This window comes from Streptococcus sp. 9.1(2021) (genome assembly GCF_030466425.1).
Taxonomy (GTDB): domain Bacteria; phylum Bacillota; class Bacilli; order Lactobacillales; family Streptococcaceae; genus Streptococcus; species Streptococcus wuxiensis.
In genome coordinates this window covers 620,256-637,001 of the sequence record NZ_JAGQFU010000001.1, presented here as the reverse complement: position 1 = coordinate 637,001, position 16,746 = coordinate 620,256, and the positions used below count along the sequence as shown (strand labels likewise).

The 16,746-nt window shown below is 38.7% G+C and carries 18 protein-coding genes and 1 other annotated feature; of the genes, 11 read left to right on the top strand and 7 right to left on the bottom strand.

Annotated features, from left to right (window positions below; genetic code table 11):
- Both KBU52_RS03145 and KBU52_RS03140 read left to right on the top strand, forming a co-directional pair.
- On the top strand, positions 1–435 hold the full coding sequence (locus tag KBU52_RS03145; RefSeq protein WP_006148384.1) for a hypothetical protein: 435 nt from the start codon (positions 1–3) through the stop codon (positions 433–435).
- A gap of 19 nt (positions 436–454) precedes the next feature.
- Positions 455–922, top strand: coding sequence for an 8-oxo-dGTP diphosphatase (locus tag KBU52_RS03140; RefSeq protein ID WP_254724282.1), 468 nt, complete (start codon positions 455–457; stop codon positions 920–922).
- Here the strand turns inward: KBU52_RS03140 and KBU52_RS03135 are convergent.
- A complete protein-coding gene (locus KBU52_RS03135) occupies positions 919–1,434 on the bottom strand; it encodes a transcription repressor NadR (RefSeq protein WP_254724281.1) in 516 nt (171 codons plus the stop codon). The two genes, KBU52_RS03140 and KBU52_RS03135, sit on opposite strands and share 4 nt — an antisense overlap.
- Before the next feature lie 18 nt (positions 1,435–1,452).
- Positions 1,453–1,980: an ECF transporter S component gene (locus KBU52_RS03130; RefSeq protein ID WP_006148387.1), complete on the bottom strand. Its 528-nt coding sequence runs from the start codon at positions 1,978–1,980 to the stop codon at positions 1,453–1,455.
- Between the two features lie 641 nt (positions 1,981–2,621).
- Positions 2,622–2,757 (top strand) — a sequence feature (ribosomal protein L10 leader region).
- Between the two features lie 38 nt (positions 2,758–2,795).
- Between KBU52_RS03130 and rplJ the strand changes: the two genes are divergently transcribed.
- From rplJ to KBU52_RS03105, 5 genes are all read left to right on the top strand, one after another.
- Positions 2,796–3,296 carry a 50S ribosomal protein L10 gene (rplJ, locus tag KBU52_RS03125; RefSeq protein ID WP_006152070.1) on the top strand — a complete coding sequence of 167 codons (501 nt, stop codon included), beginning with the start codon at positions 2,796–2,798 and terminating at the stop codon, positions 3,294–3,296.
- Positions 3,297–3,371: 75 nt separating this feature from the next.
- Entirely contained in the window at positions 3,372–3,740 is a 369-nt protein-coding gene (gene rplL, locus KBU52_RS03120; protein WP_001196964.1) for a 50S ribosomal protein L7/L12, read from the top strand.
- A gap of 411 nt (positions 3,741–4,151) precedes the next feature.
- On the top strand, positions 4,152–5,069 hold the full coding sequence (gene glyQ / locus KBU52_RS03115; protein ID WP_000038760.1) for a glycine--tRNA ligase subunit alpha: 918 nt from the start codon (positions 4,152–4,154) through the stop codon (positions 5,067–5,069).
- 212 nt (positions 5,070–5,281) lie between these two features.
- Positions 5,282–7,318 carry a glycine--tRNA ligase subunit beta gene (gene glyS / locus KBU52_RS03110; protein WP_254724280.1) on the top strand — a complete coding sequence of 679 codons (2,037 nt, stop codon included), beginning with the start codon at positions 5,282–5,284 and terminating at the stop codon, positions 7,316–7,318.
- 29 nt (positions 7,319–7,347) lie between these two features.
- Positions 7,348–7,605, top strand: a complete 258-nt coding sequence (locus KBU52_RS03105) for a DUF896 family protein (protein WP_070678121.1) — start codon at positions 7,348–7,350, stop codon at positions 7,603–7,605.
- 83 nt (positions 7,606–7,688) lie between these two features.
- Here KBU52_RS03105 and KBU52_RS03100 read toward each other — a convergent pair whose 3' ends face one another.
- From KBU52_RS03100 to KBU52_RS03090, 3 genes are read right to left on the bottom strand one after another with little or no spacing between them, the layout of a single operon-like run.
- Positions 7,689–8,936, bottom strand: a complete 1,248-nt coding sequence (locus tag KBU52_RS03100) for an NAD(P)H-dependent oxidoreductase (protein ID WP_004252639.1) — start codon at positions 8,934–8,936, stop codon at positions 7,689–7,691.
- A gap of 17 nt (positions 8,937–8,953) precedes the next feature.
- Entirely contained in the window at positions 8,954–9,559 is a 606-nt protein-coding gene (locus KBU52_RS03095) for an NADPH-dependent FMN reductase (protein WP_049495091.1), read from the bottom strand.
- A gap of 34 nt (positions 9,560–9,593) precedes the next feature.
- Positions 9,594–10,514 (bottom strand): FAD:protein FMN transferase, encoded by a 921-nt coding sequence (locus KBU52_RS03090; RefSeq protein WP_254724606.1) that lies wholly within the window; start codon positions 10,512–10,514, stop codon positions 9,594–9,596.
- Positions 10,515–10,832: 318 nt separating this feature from the next.
- On the opposite strand from KBU52_RS03090, the gene nox reads away from it, so the two are divergent.
- Positions 10,833–12,212: a H2O-forming NADH oxidase gene (nox, locus tag KBU52_RS03085; protein WP_254724279.1), complete on the top strand. Its 1,380-nt coding sequence runs from the start codon at positions 10,833–10,835 to the stop codon at positions 12,210–12,212.
- 61 nt (positions 12,213–12,273) lie between these two features.
- On the opposite strand, the gene KBU52_RS03080 is transcribed toward nox, so the two are convergent.
- Positions 12,274–13,134 carry a YitT family protein gene (locus KBU52_RS03080; protein ID WP_074324730.1) on the bottom strand — a complete coding sequence of 287 codons (861 nt, stop codon included), beginning with the start codon at positions 13,132–13,134 and terminating at the stop codon, positions 12,274–12,276.
- A gap of 62 nt (positions 13,135–13,196) precedes the next feature.
- On the bottom strand, positions 13,197–14,849 hold the full coding sequence (locus tag KBU52_RS03075) for an NFACT family protein (protein ID WP_254724278.1): 1,653 nt from the start codon (positions 14,847–14,849) through the stop codon (positions 13,197–13,199).
- 104 nt (positions 14,850–14,953) lie between these two features.
- Here KBU52_RS03075 and ybeY point away from each other — a divergent pair, with 104 nt between their 5' ends.
- Genes ybeY through era form a run of 3 tightly spaced genes read left to right on the top strand, consistent with a single transcriptional unit; the run spans position 14,954 to position 16,745 of the window.
- Positions 14,954–15,451, top strand: coding sequence for an rRNA maturation RNase YbeY (gene ybeY / locus KBU52_RS03070; RefSeq protein WP_254724277.1), 498 nt, complete (start codon positions 14,954–14,956; stop codon positions 15,449–15,451).
- On the top strand, positions 15,432–15,827 hold the full coding sequence (locus KBU52_RS03065; RefSeq protein ID WP_004252647.1) for a diacylglycerol kinase family protein: 396 nt from the start codon (positions 15,432–15,434) through the stop codon (positions 15,825–15,827). The genes ybeY and KBU52_RS03065 overlap by 20 nt, the downstream gene beginning before the upstream one ends.
- Positions 15,828–15,845: 18 nt before the next feature.
- Positions 15,846–16,745 carry a GTPase Era gene (era, locus tag KBU52_RS03060; protein WP_254724276.1) on the top strand — a complete coding sequence of 300 codons (900 nt, stop codon included), beginning with the start codon at positions 15,846–15,848 and terminating at the stop codon, positions 16,743–16,745.
- Position 16,746: the final 1 nt, after the last annotated feature.

Sequence of the window (16,746 nt, the reverse complement as noted above, 5' to 3'; positions counted from 1 at the left end):
ATGAGAAAACATCTAACTATATTTAGGATTCTTTACCTACTGTTCTTGGTATTTGCCCTACTCCATTTTATCCTAGGTTTATTTGGTTTAGCTTTTACCCCAGTTTTGTGGAATATCTGGTTTTTTGGTCTCTGCTTAACCCTATTTATCCATCCATGGACCATCTTTTATAAAACAAGAATCTTTCAATGGCATCATTTGATTTTTCAAGCTCTCAGCGGATTCTTTGCTCTCATAATCTGGTTCGTGATATTTTTCTTTTTCTCCATGGTTCCAGATTCATCTATGCCTATCAATTTAGACTACTACGTTAATAAAGAAAATAATGAAATTAGAATCATCAGAGGTTCCTTGCTCCATGAAATTCATGAATATCATGACTTAGTTAATCCTTTGATTATGAAATCTAAAGTTAAGTATAAGATAGAAAATTAAAGATTAGAAAGTGAGTCCTATGTCTCGAGCACAATTAACCATTCTTACCAATATTTGTATGATTGAAGATCTAGAAAAGCAGCGCGTGGTCATGCAGTATCGTTCACCCGAAAGCAATCGCTGGTCTGGCTATGCCTTTCCAGGAGGACATGTCGAAGACGGAGAGGCTTTTGCAGAGTCAGTTATTCGCGAAATATACGAGGAAACAGGTCTGACAATCCAAAATCCTCAACTTGTCGGCATTAAAAATTGGCCACTGGATACAGGTGAGCGTTATATTGTCTTTTGTTACAAGGCGACTGAGTTTACTGGTACTCTACAATCATCTGAAGAAGGAGAAGTTTCCTGGGTACAAAAAGACCAGATTCCGAATTTGGATCTGGCTTATGATATGTTACCTTTGATGAAGATGATGGAAGCTCCAGACAAGTCTGAATTTTTCTACCGTCACCGTACAGAAGATGGATGGGAAAAAAGAATTTTTTAATCCTTTACCAAATACCCTAACTTGTCCAAGGCCTTCTCAATATAGAGGAGGTCTTGTTCGTTTTCAGCTTCGACTAGGTGATAATGGACGCCATCTGTTAATTCAGAAAGTGGTCTAAAGTCAGACCGTTCGACTTGCTCTAAAAAATGCTGAACGTCACGGCGACAAGAGAGTTTAAGCAAGGTTTCAATTTCCCCGTAGACAGGATGATCAATTAAGGTATTCTGAACACGCCCCCCATTATCGACGATAGCTAGAAGTTCTTGACCGATTTCTTCCATCTCGTGCTTTACTTTAAACAGCTTGTGAACATACGGGTTGGTTTTGCTTTCTTTATAAATATAGCCACGATTGGTTGATAAGATAGGAGCACCGTCTGCACGAAGAACTGCAATGTCCTGAACGATAATCTGGCGAGTGACATGAAAATGTTCTGCTAAGCTTTTTCCGTTTTGAGGTTTTTGAGCTTCTTTTAAGAGTTGTAGAAGTGCTTCTTTTCGATTTTTTGTCATATTCTTCTTTCTTAACGCTTAACGACGTTTTTTCAATGCTTTATAAACAGCTAATGCTAAGTAATAGTCTACCATACTATGAACAATAGTTCCAAAACCAACCAATACAAAGAGAACATAGAACATATTTTTTAGGTCTGTTCCTGTACTAGCATAGAAGATAATACAAGCAAAGACTTCGGCAATAGCGTGTACTAAACCAAGTACAAAGTTAAAAATCAAAGAAGATTTTGGATTATCTAAGATTTGAGGATGTTTTTGCAGATAGAAGGCGCCCAAAGTGCCGAAAAAGATATGGGAGAAAGCTCGAAGTACAATGACAATTGGATAACCAGCCATGAGGAATCCTAGGCTAGAAGCTATAATGACAAAGATTGCCATCCAAGGAGAAAGGAACATAGCAATAAAGATTGCAACGTGGCTTCCTAGAGTGTAAGAAGCGGGCGGAATAACAATCTTGAAGGGCATTGCCAAGGGAATCAAAATAGCGATAGCGGTTAGCAATGCGGTTAAAGTCATGAATTGGGTTTTCTTTTGTGTATTCATAATAACTCCTTTTTAAGTGTATATACAGTTGTATAGTACACTAAATAATATTATCCGTCAAGAGAGAAATTGAATTTTGAAGGAAAAATAGGTAAAATAAATTAGAGTAAAGTATCTTAGAAAGAGGAGAGAGTCAAGATGATAGATATTCTTTATCCGATTTTTATCATTCATTATTTATCCAAGCAGAAAAAAACAGGATTCCAAGTATCAAAATTTACCACATTTTCAGCCTATAGTTTCTTAATGATTTCGATAATAAGAATCGCATTTGGTTCCTTAGCTCTGATTGTTTTCTCGACACCCATATTCGGTTTCCTCTATTTCAGTATCATAGGGCTCATTCTTTATCACATTAGCATTATTTATGGCATAATCCTACTTTTCTTGTCATTAACTTTTTTCTTAGACAATCAAAAATCTAATCAGAACATTCAAACCACGGAAAATACTCCATTCATATTTCATGTGTTAATGTTGATCTTTCATGCGCTCTTAATCTATAATAACTTGGTACCAATCTTTTCCATTTACTGAGAAAATATTTAAATATTCTTCTCTAAGTGGCAGTAGAATTGAGAAAAAACTCAATTTTTTTTAAAAAATACTTGCTTTGATAGAATTCTTGTGATATACTTATAAACGGTTTGAAAAAACTGCCTAAGACAGTAGGGGAGCAAGACTCATAAATATCCTACCGAGGACAAAACGTATCATGTAAAAAGAAGCGTATTGTACTTTCGTGTCTAGGTTTGGGCGCGTTTTTCTTTTGGAAAAATTCCCCAAGCAAAATAATTACGGAGGTGAACACACTAATGAGTGAAGCAATTATTGCTAAGAAAGCGGAACTAGTTGACGTAGTAGCTGAGAAAATGAAAGCTGCTGCATCAATCGTCGTTGTAGACGCTCGTGGTTTGACAGTTGAACAAGATACAGTTCTTCGTCGTGAGCTTCGTGGAAGCGAAGTTGAGTATAAAGTTATCAAAAACTCAATCTTACGTCGTGCAGCTGAAAAAGCTGGTCTTGAAGATCTTGCATCTGTTTTTGTTGGACCATCTGCAGTAGCATTTTCTAACGAAGATGTTATCGCACCAGCGAAAATCTTGAACGACTTTTCTAAAAACGCTGAAGCACTTGAAATCAAAGGTGGTGCAATCGAAGGCGCTGTCGCATCAAAAGAAGAAATCGTTGCTCTTGCAACTCTTCCAAGTCGCGAAGGACTTCTTTCTATGCTCCTTTCTGTACTTCAAGCGCCAGTGCGCAACGTTGCTCTTGCAGTCAAAGCGGTTGCAGACAACAAAGAAGACGCAGCTTAATCATAAGCTACGCAGCGTAGCCTAGCTACAAAAAAATAACAAAATTAAATTTAAACTTATTTGGAGGAAATAACAATGGCATTGAACATTGAAAACATTATTGCTGAAATTAAAGAAGCTTCAATCCTTGAATTGAACGACCTTGTAAAAGCTATCGAAGAAGAATTTGGTGTAACTGCAGCTGCTCCTGTAGCTGTTGCTGCAGCTGGTGCTGCTGACGCTGGTGCTGCTAAAGACTCATTTGACGTTGAATTGACAGCTGCTGGTGACAAAAAAGTTGGCGTTATCAAAGTTGTACGTGAAATCACTGGTCTTGGACTTAAAGAAGCTAAAGAACTTGTTGATGGTGCACCAGGTGTCATCAAAGAAGGTGTTCCAACTGCAGAAGCTGAAGAAATCAAAGCTAAATTGGAAGAAGCTGGAGCTTCAGTTACTCTTAAATAATAGAGCGACTACATTTGTAGCTTAAAAACATGATTAAACCGCTATTCTTAGGAGTAGCGGTTTTTCTTTTTGTTCTAGAAGGGGCAAAAAAGGGAATGACGTTAGATTAGTATTTCTATTTTAGGTGAATTATTGGAGATTCCTTATGAAAAAAATTTACTTTTTAATTGCATTTTGTTATAATAGACGCAAGAAAGAATATCTTATCGGTAGATCTTAAGCGAGCCTGAGATAGTGAGAGTCAGGTGATTGAGTGATAAGTGTGGCGCTTTTGGTATTTTAATAAAAAATAATGAAGTAATAAATTAGGGTGGAACCGCGTTTTTGACGCCCCTAGGTCACTTGACTTAGGAGCAAAGACACGGTTCTTTTTGTATCCAAAGTCGTTAGAATTTAAAAAAGGAGTTAATAATGTCTAAAAAACTAACCTTCCAAGAGATTATCTTGACTTTGCAACAATACTGGAATGACCAGGGTTGTATGCTGATGCAGGCTTATGATAACGAAAAAGGTGCGGGAACCATGAGTCCTTACACTTTCCTTCGTGCCATTGGTCCTGAGCCATGGAATGCGGCTTATGTAGAACCATCTCGTCGTCCTGCTGACGGTCGTTACGGAGAAAACCCAAATCGTCTCTACCAACACCACCAATTCCAAGTAGTTATGAAACCATCTCCATCAAATATCCAAGAACTCTACCTTGAGTCTTTGGAAAAATTGGGAATCAACCCATTGGAACACGATATTCGTTTCGTTGAAGATAACTGGGAAAATCCATCAACTGGTTCAGCTGGTCTTGGATGGGAAGTGTGGCTTGATGGTATGGAAATCACCCAGTTCACTTACTTCCAACAAGTCGGTGGTTTAGCAACAGGTCCTGTTACCGCCGAGGTCACTTATGGATTGGAACGCTTAGCTTCTTATATCCAAGAAGTAGACTCAGTTTACGATATTGAGTGGGCTCCAGGTGTTAAATATGGAGAAATCTTCCTTCAGCCAGAATATGAGCATTCAAAATACAGCTTTGAAGTTTCTGACCAAGATATGCTTCTTGAAAACTTTGAAAAGTTTGAAAAAGAAGCTGGACGTGCTTTGGAATTAGGCCTTGTGCACCCAGCCTATGACTACGTTTTGAAATGTTCACATACCTTCAACTTGCTTGACGCTCGTGGAGCGGTATCAGTTACAGAACGTGCCGGTTACATTGCCCGCATCCGTAACTTGGCCCGTGTCGTTGCTAAAACCTTCGTCGCAGAACGCAAAAAACTCGGATACCCACTTCTCGACGAAGCCACACGCGCGAAACTCCTAGCAGAAGAGGAAGAATAGATAGAATTACAGGAATAAATGACTGAAAGTCGACCGTAGGTCGCTAAATAAAACAAGATCGCTGTAGTGAAAGTCGGATAAGAAGTTTCTTATCCGACTGGGGAACTGACGAGACTTAAGGCTTGACAGTTAGCAATGAAACCGAAGGTTTGCTTGCGTCCCCCACTACTAAAGGTCTTGTTGAAGAACATTAATTGTGTAAAGGAAAAAACATGACAAAAAACTTATTAGTAGAACTAGGACTCGAAGAGTTACCAGCCTACGTTGTCACACCAACTGAAAAACAACTAGGTGAAAAAATGGCAGCTTTCTTAGATGAAAATCGCCTTTCATACGAAGGAATTCAAACTTTCTCAACACCACGTCGTTTGGCTGTTCGTGTACTTGGATTGGCAGACCAGCAGACTGATTTGACTGAAGATTTTAAAGGGCCTTCTAAGAAAATTGCTTTGGATGCAGAAGGAAACTTTTCTAAAGCAGCACAAGGATTTGTCCGTGGAAAAGGCTTGACTGTAGATGACATTGAATTTCGTGAAATCAAAGGTGAAGAATACGTCTATGTAACTAAGCATGAAGCTGGAAAACCAGCAGAAGAAGTTCTGACTGGAATTCCAGAAGTCTTGGCTAGCTTAAGTTTCCCTGTTAGCATGCGTTGGGCAAACAATACTTTTGAATATATCCGTCCAGTCCACACTTTGACAGTGCTTTTGGATGATGAAGCTCTTGAACTAGATTTCTTAGATATTCATTCAGGCAGAGTGAGTCGAGGACATCGCTTCCTTGGACATGAAGTTGAAATCCGTCATGCTGATAGTTACGAAGAAGACTTACGCAAAGTCTATGTCATTGCTGATAGCATTGAACGTGAAAATATGATTCGTGAACAAATTAAGGAAATTGAAGCATCAGAAGGTGTTCAGGTACAAATTGATGAAGGACTCTTGAATGAAGTCTTGAATCTGGTCGAATATCCAACCGCTTTTATGGGTAATTTTGATCCTAAATACCTAGAAGTCCCAGAAGAAGTTTTGGTTACTTCAATGGAAACTCATCAACGTTATTTTGTTGTCCGTGATCTTGAAGGAAATCTAAAACCAAACTTCATTTCAGTTCGTAACGGAAATGCTGAACACTTGGAAAATGTCATTCGAGGAAATGAGAAAGTTTTGGTTGCCCGCTTGGAAGATGGAGAATTCTTCTGGCGTGAAGACCAAAAACTCAAGATTGAAGATTTAGTTGCTAAACTTTCACACGTTACCTTCCATGAAAAGATTGGTTCACTTCGTGAACATATGATTCGTACAGGGCAAATTGCTATCCTGCTAGCAGAAAAAGCTGGTCTATCAGTTGATGAATCTATTGATCTTGCTCGTGCTGCAGCCATTTATAAATTTGACCTCTTAACTGGTATGGTTGGTGAATTTGATGAGCTTCAAGGGATCATGGGTGAGAAGTATGCGCTTCTTGCAGGTGAAAATGCTGCAGTGGCACAAGCAATCCGTGAACACTACCTTCCAGACTCAGCAGACGGAGCTCTTCCTGAATCTAAAGTTGGAGCAATACTTGCACTAGCCGATAAATTAGATACTCTCTTATCTTTCTTCTCTGTTGGTTTGATTCCATCTGGTTCAAACGACCCTTATGCCCTTCGTCGTGCAACACAAGGGATTGTTCGAATCTTAGAAGACTTTGGATGGCATATTCCAATGGACGAGTTGATTGCGAGTCTTTATGCTTTATCGTTTGATAGTTTAACTTACGATAACCAAGAAGAAGTGCTTAACTTCATCAAAGCTCGTGTTGATAAGATGATGGGTTCTACTGCAAAAGATATTAAAGAGGCTGTTCTCGCAAGTTCAAACTTTGTTGTCTCTGATATGATTGAAGCAGCAGAAGCTCTTTCAGAAGCTGCGAAAACTGAAGATTACAAATCATCAGTTGAGTCATTATCTCGTGCCTTTAACCTAGCAGAAAAGGCAGAAGGTTCAGTCAAAGTTGATGTAAGTCTCTTTGAAAATGAACAGGAAAAAGAACTAGCTCAAGCGGTAGAAAACCTAGAATTGAAAGGTTCAGCAAGCGATAAATTAACACAACTATTTGCTCTTAGTCCAGTTATTGATGCATTCTTTGACAATACCATGGTTATGGCAGAGGATATTGATGTTAAGAATAATCGTTTGGCTATTCTAGCTGAACTTGTCAATAAAGCAAAAACAGTGGCTGCTTTTAACCTTCTTAATACAAAATAGTAATTGAAAAATAGATCGGAGGTCCAAATATGACACCAGAAAAAATCGCTCGTATTAATGAACTTGCTAAGAAGAAAAAAACAGAAGGCTTGACTGCGGAAGAAAAAGTAGAACAAGCCAAACTTCGTGAAGAATACATCGAAGGCTATCGTCGTTCAGTTCGTCATCACGTTGAAGGAATCAAAATCGTCGATGAAGATGGTAATGATGTGACTCCTGAAAAACTTCGTCAAGTACAACGCGAAAAAGGTTTACACGGCCGTAGTCTTGATGATCCGAATTCATAAATAAAAAAATTCTCGGTTTGTATGTGCGAACCGAGATTTCTATTATAAAAAAGGAACCATTTTGGATTCCTTTTTGTTATTTATTAGTTACTTGCACCAGAAGTAGCATCAGCAGCTCCGTGGCCACCATCACCATGTCCTCCAGCGTCAGATGCACCAGAAGTAGCATCGGCATCTCCGTGACCTCCAGCAGCAGGAGCAAAAGGTCCGCTACCGCCTACCAAACGTTGACCAGTTTCTTTCAAGTACCAGTCAAGCCATGGTTGGAAGTTAAAGACAATTTCATTGATACCAGCATATGATCCATCAGGATAGTACATAGCTTGGTAGTTGTGAGTATTGATAACACCTGCAGGTGAACCAGGAACAATTGTACGTACGTATTCTTGGTTGCCATTGCGAAGCGTACCAATAACCCACTCAACGTTTTTCATACGTGCAGGTGGAAGTGATCCGTGAACTGTTGACATACGGCTACCAGATTGAGGTGGCACACGTTTCGCAAACATTGTTTCTGGATCTTGATGAGCGTTGTTGTAGTATAGGAATTGGTTGTTGTCATCAGCATATGTCAATTCAAAAGGCATAGCTTTCAAGAACATATCGATTTGGTTAACTGTAAGGATACCATGGTCAAGTTTAACGTATGTATCACCTGAAACAGCACCTGTAATTTCTGCAACTTTTTCTACCCATTCTGGATCATCAGGGTCAACTTCTGTAATAGTTGTGGCAATTGGTTTTCCACAATCCAAGTCTTCTGGTTCAATTGGTTTTGGTTTTTTCAAATTAGATACGACTCCTACGTATTTGACAAAGTTATCTAAGCAAGTTTCAAGGAATTTAACAGTTCCTTCGTTAATAATATTTCCTTTTGCATCAAAAGCTTCTTTGGCTTTTCCAAGAAGGAACTCATTACCTGGTAATGTGTAGGCATTTACTCCTGGTGCATCAAGAATTTTACGAAGGTGAACTTGAGCACGTGATGTTCCTTGATCGTAGTATGAAGCACCCACAATCATAACTGGTTTGTTTTCAAATGGATGAACTTCGTATGAAAGCCATTCAAGGACTGACTTAAGTGAAGCAGAAATAGTGTGGTTGTGCTCTGGAGTAGCAATAATCACACCATCAGCTCGAGTAATTTTGTTGTAAAGAAGGCGTAACTGGAAGCTCTCGTCCCATTTTTCGTCTTGGTTAAACATTGGAACTTCATCGATTTCCAAAACTTCTAGTTCAAATTTAAATTTAAACTGACGGCGGATGAACTCCAAGAGTTTGCGGTTATATGATTGATCGTAGTTTGATCCAACAAGTCCAACAAATTTCATTCTTTCGATCTCCTATCTTACAAATTTTCCCAATCAAAATCTTCAGCATCTTTGCGAAGAAGCTCTTGTGCGTTACGCAATTTCTCAGTAACTTTAACAAAGACACGGAAGTCATCAAAGATGGCATCCAATTTCTTGATGACATCAAGATCTACCAAGTCACCATTTTGATCAAATGCTTGAAGAGAATGTGAAAGCAAGAATTCATCTGGGAGAACATTTGCTTTGATTTCAGGAGCATTAAGAATTTGACGAAGTTGCAATTGAGCACGTGATGAACCGAGTGTACCATATGAAGCACCTGTAATCATGACAGGTTTGTTCAAAAGCGGGAATACACCATATGAAATCCAAGCAAGAGCGCTCATAAGAACAGCCGGGATTGAGTGGTCGTATTCTGGAGTACCTATAATAACTCCATCAGCAGCTTCGATTTTAGCAGCGATTTCCGTAGCTTCAGCTGGGATTTGTTTGTCAGCTGGTTTGTTAAATACAGGTAGATCTTTAATTTCTACCAATTCGATTTCTGCTTTATCAGCAAAGTGTTTCTGCATGTATTGAAGCAGTTGGCGGTTTGTGGAACGTTTTGAGTTAGTTCCTACAATAGCAATAAGTTTAAGCATGGGCTTTCCTTTCTCTTTTTGCATTATTAATGATTTATCGTTGGATACCAGATGAACAAGCTAGGTGTCCATCTTTGTCAATGAGGATGGCTTCGATACCATCAATATTTTCGACTTGCCACATAATAGAGGCGCTGCGTTCTCCAAATAATCGTGTGGTCCATATCTCGCCGTCAACAGAGCGGTCAGATATTATGGTTAAACTAGCTAAATCCGTTTCAATAGGATAGCCTATTTCACTATCGAAAATGTGATGATAATCCTTGCCATTGATTGCAAGATGCCGTTCATAAATCCCAGATGTAACCACTGATTTTCCAGTAATAGACAAGGTTATCAGGTGATTACCGCGTGGATTATTTGGATCTTGAATGCCGATTTGCCACGGACGTCCATCTTTTGATTGATTGTTCCCAATTGTGAGGATGTTTCCTCCAAGATTGATAAGAGCAGAAGTGACGCCGTTTTCTTTTAAGAAAGCTGCAACCTTATCTGCACTGTACCCCTTTGCTAAACACCCTAAGTCAATTTTCATTCCCTTTTTTTCTAGGAAAACCGTAGAATTGACTGAATCGAGTATAATAAAATGAGGGTCTATTAGTGGTAAAGCTTGAGCAATTTCTTCAGGGCTTGCAACCTTTGCATCGGAAAAACCGATACGCCAGGTTTGAACCAAAGGTCCTATACTAATATTGAGATGACTTTTAGGTGCTAGACTGTGTTCTAGACCTAATGAAATCAGCTCAAACAAATCAGGGTGGACTTTAACTGGAGCGATACCTGCCTGATAGTTAATTTCCATTAATTCAGATTCAGTACTGTTAGCATTGAAGCGGAATTCAAGTTCCTTGAGCAAATCAAAAGCTTGACGGAGAAGATTATCGGCTTGTTCATGTACTAAGGAAATAGTAATCGTAGTTCCCATTAATCGCTCAGATGATGAACTAAGAGGCAAAGAATCAACTCCCTTCAAATCACTGGGAAATAGCTATAAATCTTGAAAGAATGAGAAATTTAAAATTTATAATCTATTTCCATATAAATAGAATATCATAAAGTCAGCGTTTTCACAAATCATTTTTTACAAAAAGTCAAGAAATATGCTTAAAAAAATAAAAACAGCTCCAAATCAATAAGAGCTCTTTGAAAACAAGTTGATATATCTTTCAAAAACTTTCTTAAATAACATCAAACTGGTCAAAAGTCTTGAAAACGTTCACAGATAATGGTATACTTGAGAGGTAAATAAAAAAATAAAGGTAGGATTTATCTTATGAGTAAAATCGTAGTCGTGGGAGCTAACCACGCTGGAACTGCATGTATCAACACAATGTTGGATAACTTTGGAAACGAAAACGAAATCGTTGTATTTGACCAAAACTCAAACATTTCATTCCTTGGATGCGGAATGGCACTTTGGATTGGTGAACAAATTGACGGACCTGAAGGTTTGTTCTACTCTGACAAAGAAAAATTGGAAGCGAAAGGTGCTAAAGTTTACATGAACTCACCAGTTCTTTCAATTGACTACGACAACAAAGTTGTAACAGCAGAAGTTGAAGGTCAAGAACACAAAGAGTCTTATGACAAATTGATCTTTGCGACTGGTTCAACTCCAATCTTGCCACCAATCGAAGGCGTTGAAATCGTTAAAGGTAACCGTGAGTTCAAAGCAACTCTTGAAAACGTACAATTCGTTAAATTGTACCAAAACGCAGAAGAAGTTATCAACAAACTTGCTGACAAGAGCAAACACCTTGAGCGTATCGCTGTTGTAGGTGGTGGTTACATCGGTGTTGAGCTTGCTGAAGCTTTTGAACGTCTTGGAAAAGAAGTTGTCCTTGTTGATATCGTTGACACTGTATTGAACGGATACTATGACAAAGACTTCACACAACTGATGGCTAAAAACTTGGAAGACCACAACATCCGTTTGGCACTTGGTCAAACTGTTAAAGCTATCGAAGGTGAAGGAAAAGTTGAACGCTTGATCACTGACAAAGAAACATTTGATGTGGATATGGTTGTTCTTGCAGTTGGTTTCCGCCCAAACACTGCACTTGCTGATGGTAAGATTGAACTCTTCCGTAACGGTGCTTTCCTTGTTGACAAGAAACAAGAAACATCTATCCCAGGTGTATATGCTGTTGGTGACTGTGCGACTGTTTATGACAACGCTCGTAAAGACACTAGCTACATCGCTCTTGCATCAAACGCTGTTCGTACTGGTATCGTAGGTGCTTACAATGCTTGTGGACATGAGCTTGAAGGAATCGGTGTTCAAGGATCAAATGGTATCTCAATCTATGGTCTTCACATGGTTTCAACTGGTTTGACACTTGAAAAAGCAAAAGCTGCTGGTTACAACGCAACTGAAACTGGATTCAACGACCTTCAAAAACCAGAATTTATGAAGCATGACAACTATGAAGTAGCTATCAAAATCGTCTTTGATAAAGATAGCCGTGAAATCCTTGGTGCTCAAATGGTATCTCGTGATTCAGCAATTAGCATGGGAATTCACATGTTCTCACTTGCTATTCAAGAACACGTTACAATTGATAAATTAGCATTGACAGACCTATTCTTCTTGCCACACTTCAATAAACCATACAACTACATCACAATGGCTGCACTTACAGCAGAAAAATAATTGATGATATGTCAATAAAAAAAGTAACTTCAACTATTGAAGTTACTTTTTTATTTTTAGGTTAAGAAACCTCGTCTCTTGCTGGGAAAGTAAACCCTTCTCCAAGGATTTCGTGAGCTTCCGTGATAGTGATAAAGGCCATCGGATCTACTGTATGAATCATTTCTTTCATCTTGACAATTTCATTTCTTGCGACAATACAGTAAATAATCTTTAAGTCCTTTTGGCTATAGTAGCCTTGTCCTGAGATAAAGGTAACACCACGACCGAGTTCTTCATTAATTTTATCAGCTAATTCCATCGGTTTTTGAGTGATAATCATAAATCCTTTTCCAGCATATCCACCCTCACCGATTAAGTCAATAACTCTTGAAACGATGAAGTCAAATAAGAGAGTATAGGTTACAAGACGTAGGTCTTGGAAGATGATTAAAATCAGCATCAGAATCAGAAAATCAAGTCCAAAAAGCAATTTTCCAACAGAGATATTGGTGTATTTATTAAGGATACGAGCGACGATATCAGTACCACCAGTTGTTCCACCCGCGTTGAAAATAACACCGAGTCCAACACCTAGGAGGACACCAGCTACTAAAGCAACCACAACGAGATCTCCTTCAAGGTTAAACTGGAGAGGAATTTTCTCAAAGATAGCTAACCAGACGGAGACGGCAATGGTTCCAAGTAGACTGGAATACAGTGATCTTAGTCCAAATATTTTCCAAGCTAGTAGGAAGAGAGGGATATTAATTAAGATATTCATCAGCGAAATAGGGATATTAAAGAGATAGTAGGTAATCAAGGTTATCCCTGTTGCTCCACCTTCGAACAAGTGATGTGGAACAACAAAATAAGTAAGTCCGAAGGCGAAGATAGCAGCTCCGAATATAATAGTTATAGTTGGTTTAATATGCCGTAGCATTGAGCTCCCCTCCTATTTTTGTGTAAAAGTGAAGTAATAATATTATTAAAATAAGACTGATATTACAACTTCATGGATTCAATTTTCTCGGAATCAGGTGTAACACGAAGAGTTTTTTGACCGGTATAGGTAACAAAACCAGGTTTCCCACCAGTTGGTTTATTGAGTTTTTTAACCTCAATCATATCAACTTGAACGAGATTGGAAAGGCGTCCTTTCGAATAGTAGGCAGCTAGTTCTGCAGCATCCGTCTTGACTTCGTCAGAAGGATTCAGATTTCCTGAGATGACAACGTGGCTTCCTGGTATATCCTTAGCATGGAACCAAAGTTCCTCTTTGCGTGCAATCTTAAAGGTTAATTCCTCGTTTTGGAGATTGTTTCGTCCAACGAGAATAATGGTTTTACCATCGCTAGCCAGATATTTCTCTGGCTTTTTACGCTTTTGAATTTTTTCGCGTTGGCGTCTTCTAATAAAGCCTGTTTGAATTAATTCTTCACGAATTTCAGCAATTTCATCTAGCCCAGCTAGGTTGAGGACTGTTTCGACGCTTTCCAGATAGAGAATAGTAGCCTTTGTTTCTTCAATTAGATCAGTCAGGTATTTGACAGCCTCTTTTAACTTCTGATAACGTTTGAAGTATTTTTGAGCGTTTTGGTTTGGTGTTAAAGCTTTATCGAGAGAAATCGTGATAGGCTGATTGGTGTAGTAGTTATCTAAGACGACTTGGTCTTGGTCATTTGGAACTTGATGAAGAAAAGTCGTTAGTAACTCGCCTTTTTGTCGGAACTCCTCAGCGTTTTCAGTAGCCTGAAGTTCTTTTTCTTGCTTCTTCAGTTTTTGCCGATTTTTTTGTAGTTCATTTTCAACACGACGAATGAGTTCGCTAGCCTGTTGTTTGACACGATCACGTTCTGCCTTATCTTTGTAAAAAACATCAAGAAGTTGAGATAAGTTTGAAAAATGTCCTTCAATTTTAGTTGAAAAAGGGACACAAGAAAAAGACTTATCAGTTAAGCATGGGTTGGTTTCTTGCTTAAAAAAGTCACGAAAATTGGAAAGTCTATCATCAGTTAATAAATTCTCTAATTCAATTGCTGTATCACGGCCTAAACCTTGAAAGAGGCTTTGAAGGTTTTTAGCTGTCAATTCCTGTGTTTGTAGGATTTCAAAAAGTTTTTCATCCTTAATAGTAAAAGGATTGAGGGCCTCTGTACTTGGTGGGGCTATGTAAGTTGCACCAGGTAGGAGTGTACGGTAACTATTTTGAGAGAAACCAATGTGCTTGATCACCTCAAGAACTTTGTTGCTAGACTTATCTACGAGGAGGATATTACTATGTTTACCCATAATCTCAATGATGAGGGTGGCTTGAATATCATCTCCAATCTCATTCTTGTTAGAAACAGTGATTTCAACGATTCGATCGTTTTCAATCTGCTCGATAGACTCGATAACAGCACCCTGTAAATATTTCCTTAAAACCATGATAAAGGTAGAAGGTTGAGCAGGGTTTTCAAAGGTCGTTTCTGTCAACTGAATGCGTCCAAAAACAGGATGAGCAGAAAGGAGCAGACGATGACTTTGGCGATTGCTACGGATTTGTAAGACCAATTCTTGATCAAAAGGTTGATTAATTTTTTGAATGCGACCGTTTAGTAGTTCAGCTCGCAATTCCTCAACCATGTGGTGTAAAAAAAATCCATCAAATGACATGGTTCTCTCCTTATGAATGTATTCCATAGTATTATATCAAAAAGGTAGAATAAAATCATAGAAATATGGTATAATAAAGCCAAGTAAAGAGAATCGAGAAACGCATGTATATTGAAATGGTAGATGAAACTGGTCAGGTTTCTAAAGAAATTTTAAAGCAAACTCAAGAAATTTTGGAATTTGCTGCTAAAAAGCTTGGAAAAGAAGACAAGGAGATGGCAGTCACTTTTGTGACCAATGAACGCAGTCATGAACTCAATTTAGAGTTTCGTTCTACTGACCGTCCAACAGATGTTATTAGCCTTGAATACAAACCTGAATTAGAGATTACCTTTGACGAAGAGGATTTGGCAGAAGATCCTGACTTAGCAGAAATGATGTCAGAATTTGATTCTTATATCGGCGAGTTATTCATTTCAATTGATAAGGCCCATGAGCAAGCTGAAGACTACGGGCATAGTTTCGAACGTGAAATGGGCTTTTTAGCTGTGCACGGTTTTTTACACATAAACGGTTATGATCACTACACTCCGGAAGAAGAAGCGGAGATGTTCGGTTTACAAGAAGAAATTTTAACAGCCTATGGACTCACAAGACAATAAACGAAAATGGAAGAATCGTGACTTGCTCTCAAGTCTAGATTTTGCCCTGACAGGTATTTTTACTGCCATAAAAGAAGAGCGTAATATGAGAAAGCATGCAGTGACTTCTCTCTTAGTTCTACTTGCAGGCATTGTTTTTCAAGTTTCCAGAATTGAATGGCTCTTTCTCCTATTAAGCATTTTTTTAGTAATTGCTTTTGAGATTTTAAATTCTGCTATTGAAAATGTAGTGGATTTGGCTAGCCATTATCACTTCGATATGCTTGCAAAGAAGGCTAAAGACATGGCTGCAGGTGCAGTTCTTGTAGTGTCTTTATTTGCTGCAGTGACTGGACTTATCATTTTCATCCCTAGGATTTGGGATTTGCTATTTTAAACATTTATAGAGGTAACTATGACATTTAAATCAGGCTTCGTAGCTATTTTAGGACGTCCCAATGTCGGGAAGTCAACTTTTTTGAATCATGTCATGGGGCAAAAGATTGCCATCATGAGTGATAAGGCGCAAACAACGCGCAACAAGATTATGGGAATCTACACTACTGATAAGGAACAAATCGTCTTTATCGATACGCCAGGGATTCATAAACCTAAGACAGCCCTTGGAGACTTCATGGTGGAGTCAGCCTATAGCACTCTTCGAGAAGTCGATACGGTTCTCTTTATGGTGCCAGCAGATGAACCACGAGGCAAGGGCGACGATATGATCATCGAACGCCTCAAGGCTGCTAAAGTACCAGTCATTCTCGTGGTAAACAAGATTGACAAGGTGCACCCAGACCAACTTTTGGCGCAAATCGATGATTTCCGTAATCAGATGGACTTTAAGGAAATTGTACCGATTTCAGCTCTACAAGGAAATAATGTTTCGCGTTTGATCGATATTTTGAGCGGAAACTTAGAGGAAGGTTTCCAATATTTCCCGTCAGATCAAATCACCGATCACCCAGAACGTTTCCTAGTATCAGAGATGATTCGTGAAAAAGTGTTACACTTAACGCGTGAGGAAATTCCACACTCAGTTGCAGTAGTGGTTGATTCTATGAAACGAGATGAAGAGACTGACAAGGTTCATATCCGAGCAACCATTATGGTTGAGCGTGACAGCCAAAAAGGGATTATCATCGGTAAAGGCGGTGCCATGCTCAAGAAAATTGGTACCATGGCTCGCAAAGATATCGAACTCATGCTAGGAGACAAGGTCTTCCTAGAAACATGGGTCAAGGTCAAGAAAAATTGGCGCGATAAGAAATTAGATCTTGCCGATTTTGGTTACAACGAAAAAGAATATTAAG

What these genes read in the sequence shown, in the direction of transcription:
- KBU52_RS03145 (WP_006148384.1), top strand. Translation starts at nt 1, where the DNA reads ATGAGAAAACATCTAACTATATTTAGGATTCTTTACCTACTGTTCTTG.
- KBU52_RS03140 (WP_254724282.1), top strand. Translation starts at nt 455, where the DNA reads ATGTCTCGAGCACAATTAACCATTCTTACCAATATTTGTATGATTGAA.
- KBU52_RS03135 (WP_254724281.1), bottom strand. Translation starts at nt 1,434, where the DNA reads ATGACAAAAAATCGAAAAGAAGCACTTCTACAACTCTTAAAAGAAGCT.
- KBU52_RS03130 (WP_006148387.1), bottom strand. Translation starts at nt 1,980, where the DNA reads ATGAATACACAAAAGAAAACCCAATTCATGACTTTAACCGCATTGCTA.
- rplJ (WP_006152070.1), top strand. Translation starts at nt 2,796, where the DNA reads ATGAGTGAAGCAATTATTGCTAAGAAAGCGGAACTAGTTGACGTAGTA.
- rplL (WP_001196964.1), top strand. Translation starts at nt 3,372, where the DNA reads ATGGCATTGAACATTGAAAACATTATTGCTGAAATTAAAGAAGCTTCA.
- glyQ (WP_000038760.1), top strand. Translation starts at nt 4,152, where the DNA reads ATGTCTAAAAAACTAACCTTCCAAGAGATTATCTTGACTTTGCAACAA.
- glyS (WP_254724280.1), top strand. Translation starts at nt 5,282, where the DNA reads ATGACAAAAAACTTATTAGTAGAACTAGGACTCGAAGAGTTACCAGCC.
- KBU52_RS03105 (WP_070678121.1), top strand. Translation starts at nt 7,348, where the DNA reads ATGACACCAGAAAAAATCGCTCGTATTAATGAACTTGCTAAGAAGAAA.
- KBU52_RS03100 (WP_004252639.1), bottom strand. Translation starts at nt 8,936, where the DNA reads ATGAAATTTGTTGGACTTGTTGGATCAAACTACGATCAATCATATAAC.
- KBU52_RS03095 (WP_049495091.1), bottom strand. Translation starts at nt 9,559, where the DNA reads ATGCTTAAACTTATTGCTATTGTAGGAACTAACTCAAAACGTTCCACA.
- nox (WP_254724279.1), top strand. Translation starts at nt 10,833, where the DNA reads ATGAGTAAAATCGTAGTCGTGGGAGCTAACCACGCTGGAACTGCATGT.
- KBU52_RS03080 (WP_074324730.1), bottom strand. Translation starts at nt 13,134, where the DNA reads ATGCTACGGCATATTAAACCAACTATAACTATTATATTCGGAGCTGCT.
- KBU52_RS03075 (WP_254724278.1), bottom strand. Translation starts at nt 14,849, where the DNA reads ATGTCATTTGATGGATTTTTTTTACACCACATGGTTGAGGAATTGCGA.
- ybeY (WP_254724277.1), top strand. Translation starts at nt 14,954, where the DNA reads ATGTATATTGAAATGGTAGATGAAACTGGTCAGGTTTCTAAAGAAATT.
- KBU52_RS03065 (WP_004252647.1), top strand. Translation starts at nt 15,432, where the DNA reads ATGGACTCACAAGACAATAAACGAAAATGGAAGAATCGTGACTTGCTC.
- era (WP_254724276.1), top strand. Translation starts at nt 15,846, where the DNA reads ATGACATTTAAATCAGGCTTCGTAGCTATTTTAGGACGTCCCAATGTC.